Genomic DNA, 23,550 nt, shown 5'->3' with positions numbered 1-23,550 from the left:
TCCCCCTGATTAATTTTAATAATCCCCACCTTCGGGTGGGGATTTTCTTTGTGAGTGGTTTTTTCTTTATTCTTGACGGTAATTTAGTTCATATGTTATAAGTTTTACTGTTCCACAAATTGGAGGAATAAATGGTAATTATTTTTTCACTTACTTGTTGTCTGATTGGTTTGGCTGTCGCTGCTTACTTTTATTTCTCAAGCACAAAACCTTATTCACGAAATGTTTCACTCTTAAATAAAATAGAATTAATAAGAGACGGAATAAATGTTTACCATACCTGGCAAGTTTATTCTTTTTCCTATTATTGCATTTTTTTTGCTCTGCTACTCACAAGCATTTACTATGGCTTTTATAATAGCATTTCCTGGCAAGTTCCGTTTGCTTTTATTGCTGGTATCATTATTACTGCTCTTGTTATATATTTAGCTACATTTATTACTTTAAACACACAGAAAAAAATGATTATGCAGCAGGTTGGAAAAACTATTTTCAATCAAGCTTTCATGGGGGCTGCAACTGTTGGCATTATGTCTGTTTGCTTAAGTTTTCTAGGCGTTTTGTTCATTTATAGTGTTTTCGGTGTAGACTTCCTGGTACACTACGCGTTAGGCAGCAGTCTGGTCGCAGTTTTTTCTCAAATCAATGGTGGGATTTTTTCAAAAGCCTTTGAAATCGGATCGCAAATTGTAAAAAAAGAGTCAGATAAATTAAAAGAAAATGACGAACGAAATCCTTCTGTTTGGGGTGAACGAGTCTCGGTATGTACTGTTTCTGTTGGTGGTCGGATATCATCGATGATAATGTCTTATCTTTTTTCTCTTATCGGTACGATAATGGTCATTAATCAGTTTTCGACCCTTAAACAGATTTCGAAGCCTCTTTCTCAACAGTTAATCAATTACCCATTTATTCTTTTTGGTGTTGGGATTCTTGCTGTAATTTTGGGCATAGCTTTTAGTCTTGTGCAGTTTTCATATACACCGCTGCAGAAAATAATCTGGGGAATGTATTTAACTATAATTATAACCGCGGCAACGGTTTTTCTTGTTAATTATATGTACCCGCTGCAAATACTTACTAAGATATCAATTAATAATCAGTACTCCGTGTTCTGGTCGGTTATTCTGGGTTTAATCGGTGCAATAATAGTTAGTATTGTCTCTGAATATTATGGTTCAAGTGCTAATGCACCGGTTAAAGATATTGCAGAAAAATCACAATATAGTCCGGTTAACACAATTCTAGGCGGGTTTCGTGTTGGAATGAAAAGTATGTTTATTCCGATCATATCTATAGGGATCGTTATCTATCTGGCTAATATGGTTGGAGGTACTTTTGCAATCGGTTTGTCCGGGGTCGGGATGCTGTCAATTGTGGGGACCATTATTGCAGGGCATGTCTATTCAGCTATAATTAACAACGCTAAAGTTTTGAATTCAATGGGACAGTCCTCTAATGAGCTCGTAAGGGAATACAATAAGCTGGATAGTTTTGGTGATACAACACATAGTGTCAGCCTGGGGTATTCTTCTATTATATCCTTCTTATCATCACTTATAATTCTGTTGGTTTTGGGATTACAATTAAAAGATTCTTTTTCAATGAGATATGATTATGTTGCCGTATTTGTAATAATCGGCGCACTCGTTCCATACTTGTTTGCATACTTTATAATAAAAGGAATTAATGCTACTTCGATCAAGGCATATCAGCAATCATACGGTCAATTAAAAAATATACCGTATTTAATGGAGAATAAGACAACTCCCGATATAAAGAGTCTTGTAAAGAACGTTTTAAGGAAAGCTCAAGTCTATACTTTTGCTCCTTCTGCGTTTTCCTTGTTGTTTCCCTTGGTCATTGGGTTAGTCTATGGTAAAGCTATGCTTTTTGTGTTTCTGTTGGGATCGTTAGTATCCGGGTTGCTTCTTGTGATCATTTTTACGAATACAGGCGGATTGCTCTATAACGTTAAAAAGTATATTGAAGCAGGCAATTTTGGCGGTGTCGGAACTCCTACATACCAATCTTCTACGATAGCAAGTATGTTGGGTACACCGATTAAAGATGCCATCGCGCCATCTATTGATGTGCTTATTAAAGTAATGTTTGTTTTTTCTTTGATAATTTCTCCATTATTTGGATAAATAATAATAAATATTTAAAAGGAAGGGATAACTATGAGAAAAATTATGATAGCAGGTAATTGGAAGATGAATAAGACGATTGATGAGGCCGTCGAACTTATTAACGGTATTAAAGGAAAGCTAACTGGAACTGAAAATTGTGATATCGTTATTTGTCCAACGTTTGTATGTCTGGAATCTGCAAAGAAGGCGGTTTCCGGATCTGCGCTTAAATTAGGGGCGCAAAACCTTTATTGGAAAGATTCCGGTGCATTCACTGGTGAGATTTCTGCTGATATGTTGTTATCTTCCGGTGTCGAATTTGTAATCATTGGACACAGTGAACGACGACAATACTTTGGCGAAACTGATGAGACCGTGAACCTGAGACTAAAACAGGCGCTGAAAAAAGGGTTGAAACCGATAGTATGTATTGGCGAGACATTGGAAGAGCGAGAAAACAATAAAACATTTACTGTTCTTGATACACAGTTAACCGGTGGATTAGCCGATATAAGTGCGGATGATATGAAAAAAATTGTTATTGCCTATGAACCGGTCTGGGCTATTGGTACTGGTAAAGTTGCGACTAATGAGCAGGCTCAGGAAACTCATGCTTATATCCGATCAAAAATTAAGTCCATGTATAATGCTGAAATCGCAGATGGAGTAATCATACAATATGGGGGAAGCGTAAAACCTGATAATGCTGAAGGGCTTCTTTCATTGCCAGATATTGATGGCGCTCTTGTTGGCGGAGCAAGCCTCAAGGTTGAAGATTTTGTTGGAATAATAAATGGTGCAAAATAACGTATATTGCCAATGGTAGCTGGAATAAGGTAATATTAGTTTGAATAATTTCGTTAATAATTATTAAGGTTAACACTAAGAATATGATTTCTATAAGATAGTTAATTATACTGGTTGTTAACAATTTAATCTATAAAGGAGAATGATATGGGGAAGAGTGTAAGTTACAAAGAATTAGGACTAGTTAATACAAAAGATATGTTCAAAAAGGCTATGGAAGGGAAATATGCAATTCCTGCATACAACTTCAACAATATGGAACAACTCCAAGCCATAATTATGGGTTGTGTTGATTCTAAGTCTCCGGTTATTATGCAGGTTTCGAGCGGTGCAAGGAAATACGCAAATGAAACCCTGCTTCGATATATGGCGATGGGTTCGGTCGAGATGGCAAAAGAAATAGGGTCCAATATTCCTGTTGCTTTGCATTTAGATCATGGGGATACCTTTGAGTTATGTAAATCCTGTATTGATAGCGGTTTTTCCTCAGTAATGATCGATGGTTCTCATCATTCATACGAAGAGAATGTTGCATTAACCAAGAAAGTAGTGGAATATGCTCATTCTCATGATGTAACTGTAGAAGGTGAACTAGGGGTGCTTTCCGGTATCGAGGATGATGTTGTTGCTGCGCAGTCAATATATACTCAGCCATCAGAAGTAGAAGACTTCGTAAAACGTACTGGAGTTGATTCTCTTGCTATTTCCATCGGTACTTCTCATGGAGCTTACAAGTTCAAGCCTGAACAGTGCACTCGAAATGCGGAAGGGATACTCGTTCCACCTCCACTTCGTTTTGATATCTTAGAAGAAATCGAGAAAAGAATTCCAGGTTTTCCAATAGTATTACATGGAGCAAGCTCTGTCGTTCCCGCATATGTTGACATGATTAACAAATTTGGTGGAAACCTTGAAGCTGCTGTCGGTATTCCTGAGGAACAGTTAAGGAAGGCAGCGACCTCTGCAGTTTGTAAGATTAATATTGATAGCGATGGAAGACTTGTTGTTACTGCAAAAATACGAGAAGTTTTTGCTACAAACCCAAAAGAGTTCGATCCTAGGAAATATCTTGGACCTGCAAGGGATGAACTTAGAAAATTAATTGTAGCTAAAAATACCAATGTACTTGGAAGTGCAGGAAGAGCATAAAAAGTATTGTCAGTTTTTTGTTGATATGATAATATAATACTCGTCCTTAATGCTCCCATCGTCTAACGGTTAGGACATCGGCTTTTCAAGCCGGTAATCGGGGTTCGATTCCCCGTGGGAGTACCAGTCACCACTTTCACCAATTTTAAGCAGTATAGAAACGACCTCAGCCCAATCATGGCTGAGGTTTGCGCCATCATAGAACAAGTTGCGTGTAAGCCCTTGAACAAGCTCAGAAAAATCCTGATGACTATGAAAAGATTTTTATGTTAGAACGTGCATAATCTGTGTGTTTATTTTATCCATTGAAGCTCAGTTTGAAGTAGTCCCGATATTTTGAGAGGATAGCTTGAAGGTTCGGGATGCTATTTGGAGTCATTCCCTGTTTATCATGTTCAGTACTGCCGTTATTGCTTTCTGATGCATTTAATTCCTGCTGGGTGATAATACTTGATGATTTCCTTAATGATTGAACCAGTTTATCTAATTGGCTTTTAGTTATCATCCCTTTTAGTTTATCATCATTGATAATACTATTAATTGTATTGCCATGATTGCGATCTTTGATCAGGATAATATCGCTGTTTGCTGTAGGCTTGAAATATGTGCTGATTATATAATCTAATGTGGCTTTTTTATTGTCGATAGCATTTTCTATATCCTGCCGCAAAACACTTCGTCCTCTGGCTTTGGCTATCTGGGTATAATTATCGCCATCGGCTAGACGCTGTGCGGTTCCAAATCCCTCTGGGTTTTCCCCGTTCACTGACGCTGATCCGTCAACTCCTTGACGGACACGAATAATACCTGTAGCTAATAATAGGTCCAATAATTCCGTCGGAACTTCTTCTTTGGATAAATTAACCTTTAATTCATAAATACCGGTGGGGTTTTCCGGTACCAGACCGTATTTTTGTAAAATTCCTAACAGCTCTTTCCCATGATCATTACTATTAAAAGCATCGGTATTTATGTAGCATTTATTATATGGAATTGGGAATGCGCCGGAATTCATAGTGATAGAATTGTCATGGAGCAGATCTGAAAGAGGGATATTGTGTCTTTGTGCATATTTTTTTGCATATTCGCAATTAATTTCCCACATCTTATTTGCTATAGCGGTGTTTGGGTGTAGTGAATGGACAATATCCTCCTTTGTAACCGTTATCATGGAAGATTTAATATTGGAAAGTACTTCTCCGTAGACTCTCGCTAGTTCCAGCTCCATTTTTTTTCTGGTTTCGGGAGATTGAATCTCTTTTGATATTCCCAGGAAGCAGAATTCATCTCCACCGGTGACAGCAACAATTACTTTTTCAAATCCCAGTGTTTTCAGCCTTTCATTCATTTGTTGGCATACCAAGGTGTAATTCAATTTGTCAGTATTGTTCCAGCCCAGTGAATAATTCTGTGCGCCTATGGCAGCTCCGTCTGCTGTGATCATATAGGTATATTTGCCCAAGACAGTTTTTGCTGCTGAGCTAAGTTCGGTCCCATCAACTTTTTTGAGATCATTCATGATATCTTTTTTTTGGTCTGGAGTTAATTGCTCCATTGTTAAAGCATCTTTAAGTTTAGTCTGGGTAAGAGCGTTAAGGGTGTCTAAAAGCTTAATTACTGCTTGTTTGTTATAAACTAATGTTTCGTCGTTGTTGAATTTGAACTGAGTCCATTTAGAAAGGTTATAATTACGAAGAACTTCTCTTGTATCGTTAGTAAACCCTTCATATTTTTTTTGTTCAAATTCCGTTGGTAACATTTGTTCTGCATTTTGCAGTGCTTCTTTAAACGTCTCCAAATGTTCAGCAATGTTGTGTTTAACTCTTAGGTCAATACGGTAAGGTTCTGTGAATGAGTTGATATCTTGAGGTTGGACTTTAATGTTAACTGTTTTTGCACCCTGTTGGCTAAGTTTGGCTTCTTTCATCAATTTATCAAGAAATTCAATTGGATTTTTGCCTTGTTCCGGTGTGCTGACCGCGGCATGATTAAGCTCAAGTAATGGGATTTGAAGCTCATTAGCCATGTTTTTGTTACGGCCTTCTTTATCTGAATAATTAAATACGGTTTTGTTACCTAAAACTTCATTAACACCTTGTGTTATAACCTTATTAATGTCGGCTGATAGTGTTATCTGAGCCTTGATATGCTCTGGAAGTTTATCCAGACTGACGATTGCGTAGAACTTGGCACTGGTCTGGGCAAACATTATAGACCCGCCGAATTTATTATGAAGACCTTCCAAAATATTGTATTTAACTTTTTCAGCGCCTATTGCATCAATATGGTTTGCCTTGCCCATAAAATCCATATCCAAAGCAATTACATTTATGTTCTTTGCATTGGATACAATATAGGGCAGCTCGTTGTTATTAATCGAGTTCTGGTAGTTTTTGATATTTGACGGGCTAAATTCTTTTGGGAGCATCAGTTCCATTATTTGATTAGGGTGCCCGGTAGCCATTGCAAAATATACTGCCGCAGACATTTTAAAGTTTACGTTATCTTTTGTTGCTATAATTTTTTGTTCTAACTGCATTTATTTTCCCCTACTCAAACTTTTGATGTTAGCGAGAGAAATTGCAAGGTGCTGTAAAGTCAGCTGTAGGAACATAAGGTGTTCTGGACCCAATATGGCGGATTTTTGCCTGGTATATAGGTGGTAAATGTCAGTGCCTATTAGAATTCCACCATAAAGTTTTTTGTCATTCCAAAGAGAAGCTATAATTGCAGAACAAACCTGGGTGTCTATAAACTCAGACATTTCCTTACGAAGCAGGTTGTAGTCAGTTATGCTCGGCATATCCGAATATCTGACGGTGCAATTTTTAAGCATTGAGCCAATATCCACTATTCTAGAGGCGGTTTTTGAGAAAAAATCAGCTGGAATTTGAAAAAAACCATTGACGCGTTCACTGCTGGCATCAATAAAATTATAAATGGTCCCCGGGTCTGTATGAAAAATGGCATGGCTGGCAATACTGCTTGGATTATCGAGCTGCCAGTCTTCAAGATCCCTTGAACGGTCTGTAAAAGTTTTGGCATTAAACACCTGTGCGGGTTGATTATGGTCATCTATCAGGACCAGACTGATCAGTGATGCCGGATAGAAATAGGTATCATAAAAAAGCTGGAAATTGTTTATCAGTTCATCAAGTGAAGTTGATTTAAGATACAGCCTGGGCAAGTCCCTTTCAAATCCGTTAACGTCAAAAAGTGGTATGTGCATTTCTTCGGTGCCGGATTTGCCTCTGTTATTGATACGGGAATGGGGGGTCAAGCAATATGACATAGATTTCTCCATCTCTTGTCTAATATGTGAAGGTATTAACTTTTTTTTCATTTTATTGTAATAATCAATCGTATTTATTAGGTTAGTCAGAGTATACCCGGAAATCAGGTCTGGTAAACATGTGATCATGATTACTCAAAAAGTACCTTAACAGGTTGATTGAATGAAAAGAAAGCAGATGTGCATTATGATTACACAGGGAATTAATAGAAGGCTATCCGGGTTAAATGTTTGGTTGCTCTAGATCAGAATACACTATGGATTGCAGATCTCTTATGAGTCCATTCCAATATCTCGGGGTACCCCATTCCGGGAAGTGGTGATTAAAGTCAGGATCGCTGCTTTGGATTGCACACCAGGAGGCAAAGTGGATGATTCTCATAGCCCGGAGAGAAGGAACAATTTTAACGGATTGATAAGGAAAAGCGCGAAACATTTCATATCCTTCTAAGATTAAATTGAATTCTTGACGAGCATGTTCTATTGGTCCTGAGAGGAGCATCCATAGATCCTGTATCGGAGGGCCAAAACACATATCATCGAAATCAAGAATATAAGTTCCTTCTCCTGGTCTATGGATAAGATTCCCTTTGTGGCAATCTCCATGCAGAAGAATGAAATCTTGTTTGTTGAATAACGGATCGGCTTTTTTAATAAACAATTCTGTCATCGTTTTTAGCGGATTAACAAAATCTTCAGGAATATGGGGATGGGCTAGTAATATTGCCAGATGGCGTTGGGTAGCTTCAGATGGTCGCCAGGTAATACGAGTTGATTTTTTGTGTTGGGCCCCGCTAACATGGATGCGTGCAATCAGTCTTCCGAGTGCGATCCAGGTTTCATCGTCGAGCTCGTCCAGTGCTCTTCCACCTTTTTTTGGGAAAATAGTAAACGGAATGTTATTAAATGAAAAAAGAGTCTTATCTTCGATTATCAAGGGCGGAATGACCGGAATATCCTTGATCGCAAGTTCTTGTACAAACCTATGTTCTTCGAGGATCATAGTCTTTGTCCATCGATTAGGTCTATAAAATTTTACGATGAGCCTTTCCCTGGGATCTTGTTTTTCCAGCTCATAGACCCGATTTATGTAGCTATTTCGTTGGAGGCATAAGTTGTTCAATGGGATGGAAGTTAATGCTTCTACGGTATTGAGGATGTTTTCTTCAGACAAATTATTCCAGATGCTTTTCATGGGATTAGTAGTTTTCTACGCTTTTTAGTAATTCCTGTGCGTGTTTGAAGGTAATCGATAATTGTGTGCCGCCAAGGAGCCTGGCGATTTCTTCTTCCCGGTTTTTCTCCTCAAGGACTTCAGTTGTTACAACTGTATGATCTTTTTCGATGAGCTTATTTACTAATATATGCGTATTGCCCTGAGCTGCGATAATTGCTAAATGAGTGACACAAATGACTTGGAAATTACGTGATAGTTCTTTTATTTTCTGGGCTATTTTAGCTGCTGCGTTCCCTGAAACGCCAGTATCAATTTCATCAAAGATTATTGTTGGTGTTGTACCTGATTTAATGAAAATAGTTTTTAAAGCAAGCATTACTCTTGATAGCTCCCCACCTGAAACGATGTCTTTTAATTCTCCTGGCGGAGTCCCGGGGTTAGCGCTAAAGAGAAATTCGATATCATCGATTCCATCAGGATAGAGTTTTGTTTTTCTGCTTCCAACATTGATACCGTCTTCATCATCCTGGTGCATTATAGAAACAGAAAATGTCGAATGCTGGAGCATGAGATTATCTAATTCGTGGGTAATTAGCTTCTCAATATCGACTGCAACCTTTTTTCGTTGTGTGGAGAGTTCTGTTGCATGTTTTGCCAGGGACGCTTCTAATTTGCTAAGTTCGGCAACCAGGTAATCAAGGTCGTTTTCAGGGAGCGTAAACTTTTCGTAATCACTTTTTAATTGATTGTAGGTATTCATAACATCAGAAAATAGAGGACCGTACTTTCTTTTAAGTTTATTAATGAGAAACAGCCGGTCATCGATTTCAATGAGTGCTTCTGGAGAGTACTCTATTTTTTCGTTATAATCACTGAGATCTCTGATTACTTCTTCAATAGAATATACTGCAGTTTCTAAGAGGCTTTTTGCCGAAGTTATATTCTCATCAATTTTGGATAAGGTTACAAGGTGACTCAATGATTTTCTTATATACTCATCTGTATCGGAAAGTTTTTTTAAGGCTTGTGAACTTTCCTGTGAGAGAGTGGTTGCATTTTCAAGTTTCTGCTTTTCTAAAATAAGGTAATTTTCTTCATCCGGTTTTAGACCGGCTTCTTCGATTTCGTTGATCTGATAGGTTATGAACCCTTTTTCTTTTTCGATATTTTGAAGGTTATTGTTAAGATCATTGTATTTGTTTTTTAGTATTATATATTGCGTGCGTTCTTGTTCCACTGCTGCTTTGAGGGATGCGATTTCATGTCCTCCGAAGTTATCAAGGATAAGCTTATGGTTACTTTTTGAGAACAATGATTGGTGCTGGTGCTGACTGCATAAATCGATAAGGTTCTCCCCGATTTCTTTGAGTATTTTAACATTGACCGGGAGTCCGTTGATGCGGATAACATTTTTTCCATCTTTGTCGATTTTTCTGTAAATATGCAGCTCGTTATTTTCTGTTTCAATATCATAAGTTCCCAGTAGAGTGATGACCTCTTTATTAATTGTGGAAAACTGTGCTTCAACAATTAGCGGGCTTTCGTTGTTCTTAATTAAACTTGGAGAGCCTCTGTCGCCAAGTATTAGTTTGATTGCATCGAGCAGGATCGATTTTCCGGCACCTGTTTCTCCGGTGAGGATGGTTAACCCATTATTGAAATCAATATGGAGTGAGTCGATAAGCTTATAGTTATTAATTATTAATTGTTGTAGCATTAATGTGCTTTGCCGCTCCATTTAAGTTTTGATCGTAATGCTTCAAAAAAGCAAAAATCAGCAAATCTAATAAATTTGACGGTCTTCTTGGCTTTTTTTATCGATAAATAGTTGCATTCCGTCAAATTAATATCTTTTTGCCCATCGAGTGAGACTAATGCAGAACTAAAATGGTAAGGGTTGCTAGGTCTTATTATAACCTCATCATTCCCAGATACAACTAGTGATCTTAGATTAAGGGAATGAGCGCAGATAGGCGTAATAATAGTTGCGTCCAGCTTTGGAGAAAGAATTGGCCCTCCCGCAGACAAGTTATAGGCAGTTGACCCTGTCGGTGTTGAGATAATTAATCCATCTGCGGAATAGGAGGTAACATAATTGTTTGAGACGAATACATCCAGCATGACCATCCTTGTCCGGGTAGAAGTTACGACGACTTCGTTTAGCGCAAAAGCGTTCTCGATTTCTTTTCCGTTTTCTAATATTTTGAGAACGAGCATGGATCTCTCATCTATCGTGTAATTATCATTTGCAATGTTGGTAATCGCCTCAGTGAGCTTATCAACACTTACTTCAGCTAAGAATCCTAATGTGCCCAGGGAAACTCCCAATATCGGGATGTTGTACTGACTGCTAAGTCTAGCTGCCCTTAGTGTAGTACCGTCACCACCAAGGGATATAATCAAGTCTGCTTTTTTTATGCGATTATCGCTTGTTGCTGTAACGTTTTCAATAATATATTTGTAGTTATTTTCTTCAAGCCATGTTTGAAGCGTTTCAGCTGCCTGTGTAGCTTTTTCTTTCTGGTTGTTAAAAAATATGGCTATCGTATTCATGAGACTATCCTTTGAAAATAAACTGTACCTTTTCCCCATGAAAAGAGATATGTTCTGACTGCTTGTGTCTTAATTTTCTCTGATAGTAATGGTGCCGACATTGATAATAGTATCGTATCTATTTTTAAGTTTTCTAATTTTTTTGTCAAGAGAATTTCCGTAAAAGATGGAAAACAGGTATTTGAAATGAATATTATATCAGCATTTGGAAGTTTGCTTGTAAGAAAGTTTTCCTTTAATAGGGTAACTTTAGAATTTTTCATAAGATTATAAATGAATTTTGATATGCGATAATGCCGATTCTGAATCTCGATCCCGATACTGTTCATTTCAAACCCTAATGCTGCGACGAATACCAGATTTCCCCGTCCGGATCCAAGGTCAAGGAATGTCATGCCGGATTTGGCACCAGCTTGTTTAAGGATATTATACGCTGAAAAAACCGGCGTTGAACCGTACGTGAATGCAGGGTTTGTCTCAATATCTTTCTCTTTGCTCCAAAGTAAAGGAATGGTGAAAATTGCAATAATCAGGCTGAGTGTTTTGTATATGACAAATTTGGGTTTTATGAGTAGTACGTAAATGCAATCGATGGTCTGTATACATGCTGTATATAGCATGATCCTTGAACCTATAAATAATGAATATATACGGTTAAGAATCTGCATCGAAATCAAATTGGATCAAACTAATATTTCTGTTAAGCATATCAACGAGCAGTATACCATCAACATCATAAGCAAGATAGTACTCTAGCAATTGCCTGCGTGTTTGAATATTGCTGATGTCTGCATTTTGCAGACCGTTCTTAATCTCAGCAACAAACCGGTACTCATCTTTCTGGACGAGGAAATCTGCGCAAATCCGGTATGAATGTTCAGTATTGTTTACATGTATAGATATATTTTTGGCAGACTGATATTCTACCACTTCAAAGCCTTTATCCTGTAACAACTGTGCTCCGGCAATCTCTGCTTTTTGCGATAATATTTTCTGCCGGGAAAATTTGTGTGACCGAATTAATGACCTTAGTTTGGCAGTGACGTAGATAATACATACTATGACAGTACAAAGTATTATTAATATAGTTAAATTGATATTGATCGAAAGCTTATCCATGATTAGTATCCTAGCGATATTAAACTCCGTTGCCTGGCAGCTTGAACAGCGCTGTTGTTACCTGTAGATTAAAATTAAGATTGATTGAGCCTTAAATGAACGAAGAATTCTTTATTGCCGGTAGCACCTTTAATTGGCGATTCACACCAGTTAATTGTTTCAAATCCTTGTTCTTTTGCTCCGTTAATTACTCTCTCAAGTACTTCACCATGAACCTTTGGGTCAGTGATGACTCCGCCTTTTCCAACTTGTTCTTTGGTGGCTTCGAATTGCGGTTTGACGAGTGATACAATGTCGGCTTCAGGCTTCATTATATTCTTGAGCGCTTCAAGTATTTTTAGGATAGAAATAAAAGAGACGTCCATGACAATGAGGTCAACAGGCTCTGGTTCGGTTATTTCTAAATTTTTCCCTTGTTTAATTTCGCTTTTTATTGCTTTGAGGGAAATTTCCCGAAAGGTTTCCCAGGTAAGGTGTCTGGCATTTGTACGTTCGATCGGAATGACCCGATGGTCTTTTCGAATTGCCATATCAAGTTGTCCGTAGCCCACATCGATCGCATAAACGAGTGCGCATCCGTTATGGAGTAAGCAGTCGCTGAAACCTCCCGTTGAGGCTCCGATATCTGCTGCTGACTTCCTGCTGACATCAATGTTAAAAGTAAGAATAGCCTTTTCCAGCTTTTCGCCGCCTCTTCCTACGTAGGTTAATTCCGGTTTCGTTATCTCGATTGGGGACGAAGGCTTAACAAAGGTACCGCATTTATCTATCCTTTTATTGTCGACAAAGATTTTTCCTGACATGATAGCTGCTTGGGCTTTATGCTTAGTCGGGAATAGTTCTTTTTCAACGAGTAAATGATCAATTCTAACTTTTTTATTCATAATAATCTTCTGATCAAAGTTTGGTAATAGACTGTGAAACAAAAAACCTGATAATCAAGGGGCATCCTTACTATCTTTATATTCCAAACTTAGATCGGCAGGTTTGTAATTGTTATGCCTATTGTACACTATTTAGTTATAATTTATAATATTATATTAAGTTCCCCCTATTACGTCAGTGGAATTCAGATTATGTTTTAGAAACAAGTTTTGTGGGAATAATTCAAAATAGTTTTTGAGAAGCATCAAATCGCTGTATTAATACAAAAAAACAATTTTATTATACTTTATTATTTTAAGATGTTAATGCTATAATTAATATATTCTATCAAGAGGAATTTACTATGACAGATATCTTCCAAGGAAATTATCAAGGATGTTATTTGGGAGCTTTTATAAGTCCCAAACTACCTGAGAAACAACAATATTTTGCGTCAGTTGCAGAGATGACGTCCTTTAATCAATTACTCGGCAAAAATATATCGGTCTATGTTACCTATTTAAGCTGGGAAAAAGATGGGAAACTCAGTGAATTTCCAATACATTGGTGTAATGAAGTTAACGCTGCCGGCGCTATTCCTCATCTTACCTGGGAGCCATGGGATTTTGAGCGCTCATCAACAAAATATACGCTTGATAAAATAGCTATCGGAAAGTATGACGAGTATCTCGTTAGTTTTGCACAAGATATTAAAACCTATGGTAAGCCTCTTTTTTTAAGATGGGCACAGGAAATGAACGGTTTCTGGTATCCATGGGACGGAACTCATAATTTCAACGATCCTTCCCGGTATGTTGCTGCATTCAGACATATCAGATCATTGTTTGACCAAGAAGGTGCTCATAATGTCACGTGGGTGTGGAGTCCTGAAGTTACCGGCGATCTGGCAATGGATAATCCTATGTATGATTACCATAACTATTATCCGGGTAACGATTATGTAGACTGGATTGCTATTGACGGGCTTAATTTTGGGCCTACCCAGAATGCGGCGTCTGAGTGGCGTAGTTTTGGCGATCTGTTCGGTGAAACTTATAATGACCTGAATAGTTCTTATCCTAAAAAGCCTATAATGATCGGGAGCATGGGAACTGCAGAACTGGGTGGAAATAAAGCAGAATGGGTTATAGATGCATTCCAAACAATCAAATCAATGAATAAAATAAAAATTGTAACCTTATTTAATATCGATAAAGAAGCGAATTGGATGGTTAATTCTTCCACTGAAAGTCTGACAGCTTTTAACCAGAGTATTAAAGACAGTTACTTCCTATCATAAATTATCTATAGATATCAATTTTTTTTGTAAGCGTCCATGTGGGCGCATATTTGTTTCCATTGACACAAAATAAAACGATATGGTAGCTTAATGGCGTAGTCTGTAAATATCTTCATAATAATTTCTTATTAGAGCGAGGGTAGGATGGGATTCTTTGTAAAGACATTGGCTAGTAGCAGTCGAGGGAATGCTGCACTGGTGTTTACCAGAAAAACTAGAATACTAATCGATGCCGGAATAAGTTTCCGTCGAATCAAAGAGGCTCTCAATGAAATCCAGATACCCCTGGAAAGCTTGTCAGCAGTGTTGATAACTCATGCCCATTCTGATCACGTGAAGGGACTTCCTCTCTTTATTTCTAAAACAGATATTCCAATATTTTGTAGTAAACGTACTTCGATTGCTCTTTTGCGGAGAAAAGAATTTCAGGGTATAGCGGCGTTGATGGGAAAAATCAATTTTTATGACGGAAAGACTATTCGCTTTGACGATATTAGTGTCGATTCCTATCCTTTTCCTCATGGAGGCTGGTTGTTAAGTGGAATTGACCATGCCGGGGAGCATACCTGTTTTAAGCTTACCTATACTGACAAAGGAACTACAAGAACTGTCGGGTTTGCTACCGATATCGGGTGTTTTCCTCATCATTTGATAGAACCATACTATAACTGTGACCTTTACGTCATCGAGGCAAATCATGATGTCGGACAACAGCTTATATCGAGTCGACCTGCCGGACTAATAAAGCGAAACCTTAGTGATACCGGTCATCTTTCTAACGATCAGGCAGCTGATGCACTTGTTAAGCTTATTCACCCGGAGCCGCATCTTAGGCGCACTAAACATATTCATCTTGCTCATTTATCCAGAGATTGCAATTGTCATGAACTGGCGAGTAACGTCATTAAATGCAAATTACAGTCAAAAGGTTATAGTGAGATTAATGTGACTACTGCTCCCTATGACGTGCCTAGCGAAATATTCCACGTCAAATAGCCTTCTTTTTCTAATGGCCGGCTTCAAGCTGCAGAAGCGTTTTTTTGTATCCGATACCTGGCGCGAACCCTCCGATATCTTTCTGTGAAATTACTCTATGACAGGGTATAAGAAGCGGGAGAGGATTGGCATGACAGGCATTTCCAACGGCTCGACTGGCTCTTGGACTATCCGCCATCAGCGCTATCTCTCCGTATGTTCGAGTCTGTCCATATGGAATGCTTGCAACAGCCTGGAGAACTTTTTGGGTAAACGGAGGCATTTCGAGAAAATATGGATACTCTGGTTGTTTGAGCTCGTGATCGAAATACTTTTTTAATTGGTCAAAGAAAGGTGTTCCATATTTGTCAGAGAATATGATATCAGGCTCAGAAATATTATAACTTAACCAGTATTGTACGTCTTCATTTGCGTTATTTCCCAAAGCGATCTTGTAGAGGAGGTCATTTGTTCCTGCGAGACAAATATTTCCCAGTGGTGGTAAATTAGAATAATTGTAATAAATGGTTGTTTTCATAATTGCTAAAATTTTTAGTTATCGTTATAGAGTGAAGTTGCAATGTTGGGCGTGGATGATGCCGGTATACTTTTTGGGATAGCATTAGTCTGGTTTGAAAATACAAAATATTGATATTTATAGTGGTTGTTTGCTGTGATAGCTGCTATATTTCCTCCACAGAATTGATCGGCATATACTGTTCCGCGCTGGTCAATAAATATGTTTCCATCATAACTTCCCCAAAGCGGTATTGATTTATCTGTTGCGTTCCTTAAAGTCAACGGGGTATTTTCTCCGATTTGCAGATTGACCGGATCAGGTATGAAGCTGTCATTAGAAAGATACTTAGTATAATATGATTTGTCGAAAACCAGCAAGGCATTGGCTATCGGTCGAGGGGAGTTTTCGCTGGGACCGTTTACGTATAGTCCTTTAACGACCATTGATGTTGATCCGCCACCATCAAGATTGATAGCTTCAACTGCGCCAAGTTGTATCAGGTACTCGGCAAGCTCCTTTAAGCTTAGTCCGACGCTATATTTTTTTCGGCCGTCTACTGTCACAATTAAGAGTTCGCCATTGCTGTTAACTCCTATAGCTGTGCGGGGATGTTTCGCGTTAACGAAAGAATTCTCGTTGAAGCCCTGGTCTTTTCCGTCTATAAGTGTACTTCCATTTTTTACGAGCCATGGACCTCCGCTGATTGATTGGATGACATCTGACCAGTCATCTTTAATATTATCGGTGGGAGGATCTATCACTGAATCGGTAATGAGCATAGGCCGTGGATAATTAGCTGCTACCGTTTTGGCGTCGTAGTGGAATCTTATGCCATCTCCTTCATGCAAATGTGTTATTAACCATTTTGCACCGCGCCCTTTACCAGCGAGGACAATGCTATTTTGCGGTATAGTATTAATGGTATCAGAAAATCCAATATACTTAATTGTTCCTTGCAGTTCTTTCCCTAACGTTACCGGAAGGTTAATGTCTCCCACGAGCATCAATAACACCGGTTCGTTTACAATAGGTTTCGTACCATACGCCGGGGTAAGTATAACGATACCATTCGGCGGAAGCATCCGGTTAATGCCATCGAGACGACATGAAGATTGATCACTGGCAATTAGCGTTCCGGAAGTTGCTATTCGTGAGAACTTGATACGGCCATCCGCGGTTATTCCTAACGCAACCCTGTTGGACATACTCTCACTTATTAGCTCGCCATCGCGGACCATAAAGCCCAGAGGATCCCCGTCAGTACTGAAATAGTCGGCGTTAATTGCTGCAATAGCGTTCTTTCTTCTTGCCAGATCACCGAGCTTTTCTCTGCCTTTATAGTATTCGTCAGCCACAACAAAATCTCTACCCAGGGCAGATTTGACGGAAATATTCGGATTCTTTAGATCAATTGTAAGGATGTTGGCAATTACCGGTCCGTCGAGAGTTTCTATTTTTTTCTGTGAATAGCTAACACCTGAGGTTAATGCGAAATTGATATCCTCATTATCCATTGAAAAAGTTGGGGAAGAATTGATAATTGTCATCAGAGAAAACAAATAGAATGCGAATATCATTAACCGCGAAGAGAATGGAATCTTATTGTTCATAGGTGACCTCAAGAAATTAGAATTAATTAATCGGTGAAATTTCGATCATCAGCGATGGGAGATATTCTTCCGAAATATCCCTTCATTTATGATATCTGAGCCGGTTTGATTAGGCAAGTATTTTGTCCGTAATTAAAATTGCCGGCAGTATTCTTTTGACCTTCATCAAGAAGGTTACCTTGAGGCATTTGTTGTGACGATGGATCTCAGTTTAACTATCTTTTATGTCTTTTCCAAAACTTTTTGTAATCATTGCGTATTTGGTCAGCTTCGCGTTAACAAGCTGGTTAACCGATCCTTCCGGATAACTTCCATCTGCTTGCATTACCCCGGATTCTTTTCCTGTTAGAATTTCTATTCCTTCATCGATAGTTCGTACCGCATAAATATGGAATTTGTTTTCTTTCACGGCATTAATGACCTCGTCTTTCAGCATTAGATGCTTAATGTTTTCGGCTGGGATCATTACACCCTGGTTTCCAGAAAGCCCTTTAATTTTACAAATCTCGAAAAATCCTTCTATTTTCTGGTTTGCGCCGCCTATAGCCTGGACTTCTCCTTTTTGATTGACTGATCCTGTAACTGCGATATCCTGCCTAAGCGGCAAGTCAGAAAGACTTGATAGGATACAGTAAAGTTCTGTACTTGATGCGCTATCACCGTCGATCCCTTCGTAGCTTTGTTCGAAGCAGATGCTTGCTTTGAGTGATAATGGTTTGTCCTGTCCATACTTATGGTCAAGGTAGCCGTTTAGTATGAGTATTCCTTTTGAATGAATTTTTCCGCTCATTTTTACCTCGCGTTCAATGTTCAGAATACTTCCGTCTCCAAGATAGGTATTGGCTGTAATGCGTGACGGCATACCAAAGGAATAATCTCCGACACTGAGAACTGATAGTCCGTTTATTTCACCGGTTTTTGTGCCTTCCACCCCAATCATTATGGTGTTTTCCCTGATCATTTCCTGAATTTTTTCTTCTATCATGTTTGACCGGTATATTTTTTCTTTTAAAGCTTGTTTAACGTGTTGTTCCTCAATAGTCTGGGCGTTTTCTTTTCGTCCCCAGTAATCTGCGGACTTCATAACGTCAACAATATCTGCAAACCGAGTGCTGAGCTTTTCTTGATGAGAAACAAGTCTTGAGCTGTAATTGATTATTTGAGCAACCGCGTTTTTGCTAAAGGGAGTCAGCTTTTCATCGTTACATTTTTGAGAAATGAAGGAAGCATATTGCCGCAGGATGTCATCTGTTTTTTTAGTAGCTGTGTCGAAGTCAGCTTTTACTTTGAAGAGCCTTTCAAAATCTTCGTCATAATAATGTAAGAGCTGATATATCATGGGCGTGCCGATGATTATTACTTTTACGTTGACCGGCACAGCTTGAGGCTTGAGTCCGGTTGTCGGGGAAAACCCGTATCTTTGTGTAATATCCTCTATTTTTACCTCCTTATATTTCATAACTTTTTTTAGAGAATCCCAGGCATAGTAATCCCGCAATAACTGAGAGGCTTCTACAATCAGATAACCTCCATTTGCCTTATGAACAGCGCCAGCTTTTATTTTTGAAAAATCGGTGGAGAGTGCTCCGAACCTTACTCGATATTCGATATATCCGATGAGATTGTAGTAAGTCGGATTCTGTTCAAAAACGACCGGTGCGCCTTTGGTATTACAGTTATCAATTAATAGGTTAACCCGGTATTTATTATAAACGTCTTCCTTTGATCCACGAACTGAGAAAAATGGAGAAGCTTGAGCCTCATCTTCTCTTATGAGCACATCGAGGTTTTCAATAATATCATCTTGTATGTTATCGATATGTTTTATAATTTCTTCATAGCTTTGATATTTATTTTTAATTTCGTTGAGTAATTCTCCAGTAGCAGCCAATACTACCTTCTTATTGAGTTCCTCTATTTTTTCCTTATACTCTCTTTGCAAACTGCTAACTTTACTTGTGTATTCATTAATTTTTTCTGTAACTTCTTTTCTTTTTCTGTTAATTTCTTCCTTTTTTTCGTGAGGTAATTTGTCATATTCTTCGAGGGTCATCGGACGACCGTTGTGATGTGCCACAACTACTAAATCAGTCAAAGTCCTTTGTATTCCCATTTCTCGTTCATTTGCAAAAGTCTGAAGTCCTGTTTCTGTTTCAGCTCGTTCACTTTCAAGTTCGTCTTTAATGCTTTCTTTGTTTTTTTCGTATTGTTCTGTTGTAAAAGCACGTTGAATTTCAGAGCCCAGATTTTCAATTAATTTTTCTATGTCTTTTTTAAACTGACACCCTATCCCGGCTGAAAGTTCCAGGGACGTTGGTTCGTCAGGATTTCTAAAATTATTGATATAGCAAATATCCTGGGGAATCGGTTCGCTGGCAGCCAGTTTGTTGACTTCGTCGATTATCGTTGTACCCCTTCCTGTTCCTGGTGTTCCGGAAATGTACATGTTGAAATTATCATTTTTGATGTTTAGGCCAAAGTCAATAGCTCTGAGTGCCCTGTCCTGACCAATAGTTACCAGATTTCCTTGCGTGTCAGCAGTTGTTTCGAAACCGAATATATTCGGGTCACATTCCTTAATGAGATCCTGGGGTAGCAGGCGTTTATTATTATTATTATTATTATCTTGATTCATATCGATCCCCCCAATTAGTGAATATTTAAAGTTGTATCAATTTTATACAACTAAATAATTGTATCTAATCTCTAAACATAATTAATGTTCTTTTAGCTAATTATGATATTGTTGTCAATCGGGGTTTTTGGGCTCTATATGCAATACTTTTTTATAACTTGGGGCATACAGCTAGAGGAATTAATTATTATTTTCCTATAGGTAGCCCAAGCTTATTGTCTGCAATATTAGTACTAACTTGTTTTAATGAGGTATGTGAACCAGCCGTTTTCATGCCATAGTTCCGATGGGTGGATGTTTCGTTGGGCAAGATATTCGTCTAGTGCAGGTTTCTTATGCTTGATGATGCCTGAGAGGATCAGATGGCGGAGTTTTGGCTGCTGGTCGATAAGCTTATCGAAATGCTCCATAATCACATCAGCAGTGATGTTTGCAACGATAAGGTCATAATGTCTGGACGGAATTATGCCAGATTCTCCGACCATCAGATGAATGGAATCTTCACACCTATTTTGTTGACAGTTCTTCGCTGCGATTTCAATCGCTACAGAATCATTATCAATCGCATCGACATAATTTGCACCGAGCTTGTGTGCCGCAATGGCGAGGATGCCAGATCCAGTGCCAAAATCGAGAATGGTCATATTCGGTTCGATGAGTTTTTCGAGAAAGACGAGACAGCCTTTTGTCGTGGCGTGACCACCATTACCGAAAGCCATTCCCGGGTCGATCAGTACAACGGCTTTGTCCAGAGGAGCATCGACTTCTTCCCAGGCAGGGAGTATTATGAGTTTTTCGCCGATTGGTATTGGCTGAAAGAATTTTTTCCATTCGTTTTGCCAGTCGGCATCGTCACCTTCTGCTATTGTGAGTATCATCTCCGGGGAAATAGGTTCTAGTAATGGGCTAAGGATTTTTTTTGTTTGCCGGGCTTTTTCTTCCGAATCGAAATAGAGACAGAATCTGCTGTCCAATGTCCGGTCTTTCTGAAAGGGAGATTCGTATGCGTAGGATTCCGGTGATATCAAATCCAGGATGGAACTCACTTGTTCTTCGAAACTATGGTTAAGCTCAATGGTAACGGTATAGAATTCTGACATTATATGTACCTCTATTTTCTTATAAAGTATTAATTAGCATAATTATTATATATGATTATCTTGTCCGGACAATGCGTATTTCAATAAATCAAAAAGTTCTTTGAGTTAATTGGAGAAGTTGGAGTACACTGCTCCCGCTTTCAATAATTTATAACCCGGATTTTTACCTGTTGACGGATGATGGGGATATAGACTTTACCACTTTCCTATAACCATCTGTAGCTCAAATACTAAGAGCTACAGATGGAACAATAATCTACTTTTCGCTAGTTAATAATTTAAATAGCTGATTGAGCAGGGTATTGTCGGAATCTTCCCTTAACAATACTTCGATAACATCGTAGAGTTTTTTCAGATGGTTTACGATTTGGTCGAGCCGTGCATCTTTGTTTACCAACAGGTACAGTTTGCTTGTTGTTCCATCCCCGACCGGACCGCATAAAATTCCTTCGAGGTTGAAGGCACGTCTGGAGAACAATCCGGTGATATGCGACAGGACCCCGGCATGATTCTGGACAGTTAATTCGATAATAATATTAGCAGTCATAACTTTCACCTCCGATCATTTCATGATTTCCGGCGCCCGGAGGAACCATCGGCATAACATTTTCTGAGTAATGTATTGGTGCGTTTACTATACATGGACCTGGTTCGATGAGTGATTGCGCAAAAATCTTTCTCAAATCATGGCAACCTTTTAAATCATAACCTTTTATGCCAAATCCACGACCAATGGTAATAAAATCCGGATTTGACAGGAATTTTGATGCAATATAATTTTTTTCATAGAATAATTCCTGTTGCTGGCGGACAAGTCCCAAGTGTCCGTTATTCATAATGATCACTGTTACATTAAGGTTGTGATCAGCGAGTGTCGCTAGTTCCTGGATATTCATGAGAATGGATCCATCACCGCTGAAGCAGATAATGCGCTTTTCGGGATTAGCCAGGGCAGCACCGATGGCGGTTGGTAATCCGAATCCCATTGTTCCAAGACCTCCGGAAGTGAGCAGGGTACGGGGAGCCTTGAAGGGATACGTTTGAGCTACCCACATTTGATGCTGTCCGACGTCAGTTACTATGATAGAGTCCCTCTCTGCTAAATTACCTATAGTTTTGATTATATTTATCGGGTGGAATTCGTCTGCTTCAGGTGGTAATTTAACCGGAGTTCTATTTTTAATTTTTTCGACATAGGATATCCATTCGTGACGGCGATCATTGTGAACAAGTGGTAACAAGGATTGGATCGTGGCATCGATATCTCCTGTAAGGGAGTGTGTTGTTTCTTTGATTTTGTTAATTTCCGACTGATCGATATCGATATGGATAATGTTCGCTTCGGGACAGAATTTTTTGATATTTCCAGTAGCTCTGTCATCAAATCTAACCCCAAAGGCCAGAAGCAGATCGGTCTCTTTGACAAGGTAGTTAGTATGACGTGCGCCGTGCATACCAAGCATGCCAAGGTATAGCGAATTGTCTGCCGGAAAGGCTCCCAGTCCCATAAGTGTACAGGTTACAGGTATAGAATTTTTATTAGCAAATTCTAAAAGATTTTTATGGGCACTGGAATGAATTATGCCTCCACCTATATAAAGAATTGGACGTTTGGATTCGTTAATCATTGTTGCTATCTGTTCAAGCTTAGGGGAGTCTATAGACTTTTGCTTCTTTTCGCAGGAAATACTTGGCCAGCCATTAATCTCGATTTCTGACATTTGAACATCTTTGGGAATATCGATAACCACGGGCCCTGGCCGATCGGCTTGGGCGATTTCGAAGGCCTCAGGGATTGTCGTCAGCAGTTCGCTTACTGATCTGACCAGAAAGTTATGCTTGGTGATCGGTAAAGTAAGTCCGTAGGTATCTACTTCCTGGAAAGCATCGGTACCGATAAGTGAGGTCGGAACTTGCCCTGTGATGCCGATTATCGGTATAGAATCCAGTTTTGCATCAGCAATAGCGGTCAGAAGATTTGTTGCTCCTGGTCCGGATGTAGCAAAGCAAACTGCTGTTTTCCCTGATGACCGGGCAATTCCTTGTGCAATATACCCGGCACCTTGTTCGTGTCGCGCAAGTATATGCCGAATACTGCTTTTATATAATGCATTGTATAGTGGCAGGTTTGTTCCTCCAGGGATTCCGGCAATTGTAGTAATCCCTTGTTGTTCTAGTAATTTGATTGTTATTTCGGCTCCTGAGTATTTCATGGGTTTTCTCCTCGTATAATACGTTTCAGAATGGTTAGTCAGATCGGCAAATATTGCATTGATCTATAGACTAAACATTTAACAAGAGAAGTCCCTATATTATA

The 23,550-nt window shown here is 38.8% G+C and carries 19 protein-coding genes and 1 tRNA gene; 6 read left to right on the top strand and 14 right to left on the bottom strand.

All coding sequences use genetic code 11. The features are described 5' to 3' along the window. The first annotated feature begins 131 nt into the window (after positions 1–131). The 4 genes from DKM50_08080 (at position 132) to DKM50_08065 (ending at position 4,214) form a co-directional block, all read left to right on the top strand. Positions 132–2,150 carry a hypothetical protein gene (locus tag DKM50_08080; protein ID PZM79652.1) on the top strand — a complete coding sequence of 673 codons (2,019 nt, stop codon included), beginning with the start codon at positions 132–134 and terminating at the stop codon, positions 2,148–2,150. Positions 2,151–2,183: 33 nt separating this feature from the next. After that, the gene (locus DKM50_08075; GenBank protein PZM79651.1) at positions 2,184–2,939 is read left to right on the top strand and encodes a triose-phosphate isomerase; all 756 of its coding nucleotides are present in this window, start codon (positions 2,184–2,186) and stop codon (positions 2,937–2,939) included. Positions 2,940–3,086: 147 nt separating this feature from the next. Beyond that, positions 3,087–4,088: a class II fructose-1,6-bisphosphate aldolase gene (locus DKM50_08070; GenBank protein ID PZM79650.1), complete on the top strand. Its 1,002-nt coding sequence runs from the start codon at positions 3,087–3,089 to the stop codon at positions 4,086–4,088. Between the two features lie 51 nt (positions 4,089–4,139). Then, positions 4,140–4,214 (top strand) — tRNA-Glu (locus DKM50_08065). Between the two features lie 172 nt (positions 4,215–4,386). Here the strand turns inward: DKM50_08065 and DKM50_08060 are convergent. From DKM50_08060 to DKM50_08025, 8 genes are all read right to left on the bottom strand, one after another. Then, a complete protein-coding gene (locus tag DKM50_08060; GenBank protein ID PZM79649.1) occupies positions 4,387–6,627 on the bottom strand; it encodes a hypothetical protein in 2,241 nt (746 codons plus the stop codon). After that, a complete protein-coding gene (locus DKM50_08055) occupies positions 6,628–7,380 on the bottom strand; it encodes a hypothetical protein (protein ID PZM79648.1) in 753 nt (250 codons plus the stop codon). Positions 7,381–7,603: 223 nt separating this feature from the next. Further along, on the bottom strand, positions 7,604–8,575 hold the full coding sequence (locus DKM50_08050; protein PZM79647.1) for a serine/threonine protein kinase: 972 nt from the start codon (positions 8,573–8,575) through the stop codon (positions 7,604–7,606). Positions 8,576–8,579: 4 nt separating this feature from the next. Next, positions 8,580–10,295, bottom strand: coding sequence for a DNA repair protein RecN (gene recN / locus DKM50_08045; protein ID PZM79646.1), 1,716 nt, complete (start codon positions 10,293–10,295; stop codon positions 8,580–8,582). Beyond that, a complete protein-coding gene (locus tag DKM50_08040; protein PZM79645.1) occupies positions 10,274–11,149 on the bottom strand; it encodes an NAD(+) kinase in 876 nt (291 codons plus the stop codon). The genes recN and DKM50_08040 overlap by 22 nt, the downstream gene beginning before the upstream one ends. Beyond that, the gene (locus DKM50_08035; GenBank protein ID PZM79644.1) at positions 11,107–11,778 is read right to left on the bottom strand and encodes a hypothetical protein; all 672 of its coding nucleotides are present in this window, start codon (positions 11,776–11,778) and stop codon (positions 11,107–11,109) included. Before DKM50_08035 ends, DKM50_08040 begins: the two co-directional genes overlap by 43 nt. Further along, positions 11,765–12,229 (bottom strand): hypothetical protein, encoded by a 465-nt coding sequence (locus tag DKM50_08030; GenBank protein PZM79643.1) that lies wholly within the window; start codon positions 12,227–12,229, stop codon positions 11,765–11,767. The genes DKM50_08035 and DKM50_08030 overlap by 14 nt, the downstream gene beginning before the upstream one ends. A gap of 74 nt (positions 12,230–12,303) precedes the next feature. Beyond that, a complete protein-coding gene (locus DKM50_08025) occupies positions 12,304–13,113 on the bottom strand; it encodes a TlyA family rRNA (cytidine-2'-O)-methyltransferase (GenBank protein ID PZM79642.1) in 810 nt (269 codons plus the stop codon). A 344-nt stretch (positions 13,114–13,457) separates the two neighbouring features. On the opposite strand from DKM50_08025, the gene DKM50_08020 reads away from it, so the two are divergent. Together DKM50_08020 and DKM50_08015 are read left to right on the top strand one after the other, a co-directional pair. After that, positions 13,458–14,393, top strand: coding sequence for a hypothetical protein (locus DKM50_08020; GenBank protein PZM79641.1), 936 nt, complete (start codon positions 13,458–13,460; stop codon positions 14,391–14,393). Between the two features lie 144 nt (positions 14,394–14,537). Further along, entirely contained in the window at positions 14,538–15,389 is an 852-nt protein-coding gene (locus tag DKM50_08015; protein ID PZM79640.1) for a hypothetical protein, read from the top strand. 10 nt (positions 15,390–15,399) lie between these two features. Here DKM50_08015 and DKM50_08010 read toward each other — a convergent pair whose 3' ends face one another. The 6 genes from DKM50_08010 to ilvB form a co-directional block, all read right to left on the bottom strand. Continuing rightward, positions 15,400–15,906: a cysteine methyltransferase gene (locus DKM50_08010; GenBank protein PZM79639.1), complete on the bottom strand. Its 507-nt coding sequence runs from the start codon at positions 15,904–15,906 to the stop codon at positions 15,400–15,402. A gap of 14 nt (positions 15,907–15,920) precedes the next feature. Continuing rightward, positions 15,921–17,498, bottom strand: a complete 1,578-nt coding sequence (locus DKM50_08005) for a hypothetical protein (GenBank protein PZM79638.1) — start codon at positions 17,496–17,498, stop codon at positions 15,921–15,923. Between the two features lie 211 nt (positions 17,499–17,709). Beyond that, complete coding sequence (locus DKM50_08000) at positions 17,710–20,133, bottom strand: ATP-dependent protease (protein ID PZM79637.1); 2,424 nt, start codon at positions 20,131–20,133, stop codon at positions 17,710–17,712. A gap of 233 nt (positions 20,134–20,366) precedes the next feature. After that, entirely contained in the window at positions 20,367–21,233 is an 867-nt protein-coding gene (gene prmA, locus DKM50_07995; GenBank protein PZM79636.1) for a 50S ribosomal protein L11 methyltransferase, read from the bottom strand. 256 nt (positions 21,234–21,489) lie between these two features. Next, entirely contained in the window at positions 21,490–21,780 is a 291-nt protein-coding gene (locus DKM50_07990) for an acetolactate synthase isozyme 1 small subunit (protein PZM79635.1), read from the bottom strand. Then, the gene (gene ilvB / locus DKM50_07985) at positions 21,770–23,446 is read right to left on the bottom strand and encodes a biosynthetic-type acetolactate synthase large subunit (GenBank protein PZM79634.1); all 1,677 of its coding nucleotides are present in this window, start codon (positions 23,444–23,446) and stop codon (positions 21,770–21,772) included. Before ilvB ends, DKM50_07990 begins: the two co-directional genes overlap by 11 nt. Between the last annotated feature and the right edge of the window lie 104 nt (positions 23,447–23,550).

The sequence above is a fragment of the Candidatus Margulisiibacteriota bacterium genome (genome assembly GCA_003242895.1).
Lineage (GTDB): Bacteria > Margulisbacteria > Riflemargulisbacteria > GWF2-39-127 > GWF2-39-127 > GWF2-39-127.
This window is presented reverse-complemented; position numbering and strand designations above follow the sequence as displayed.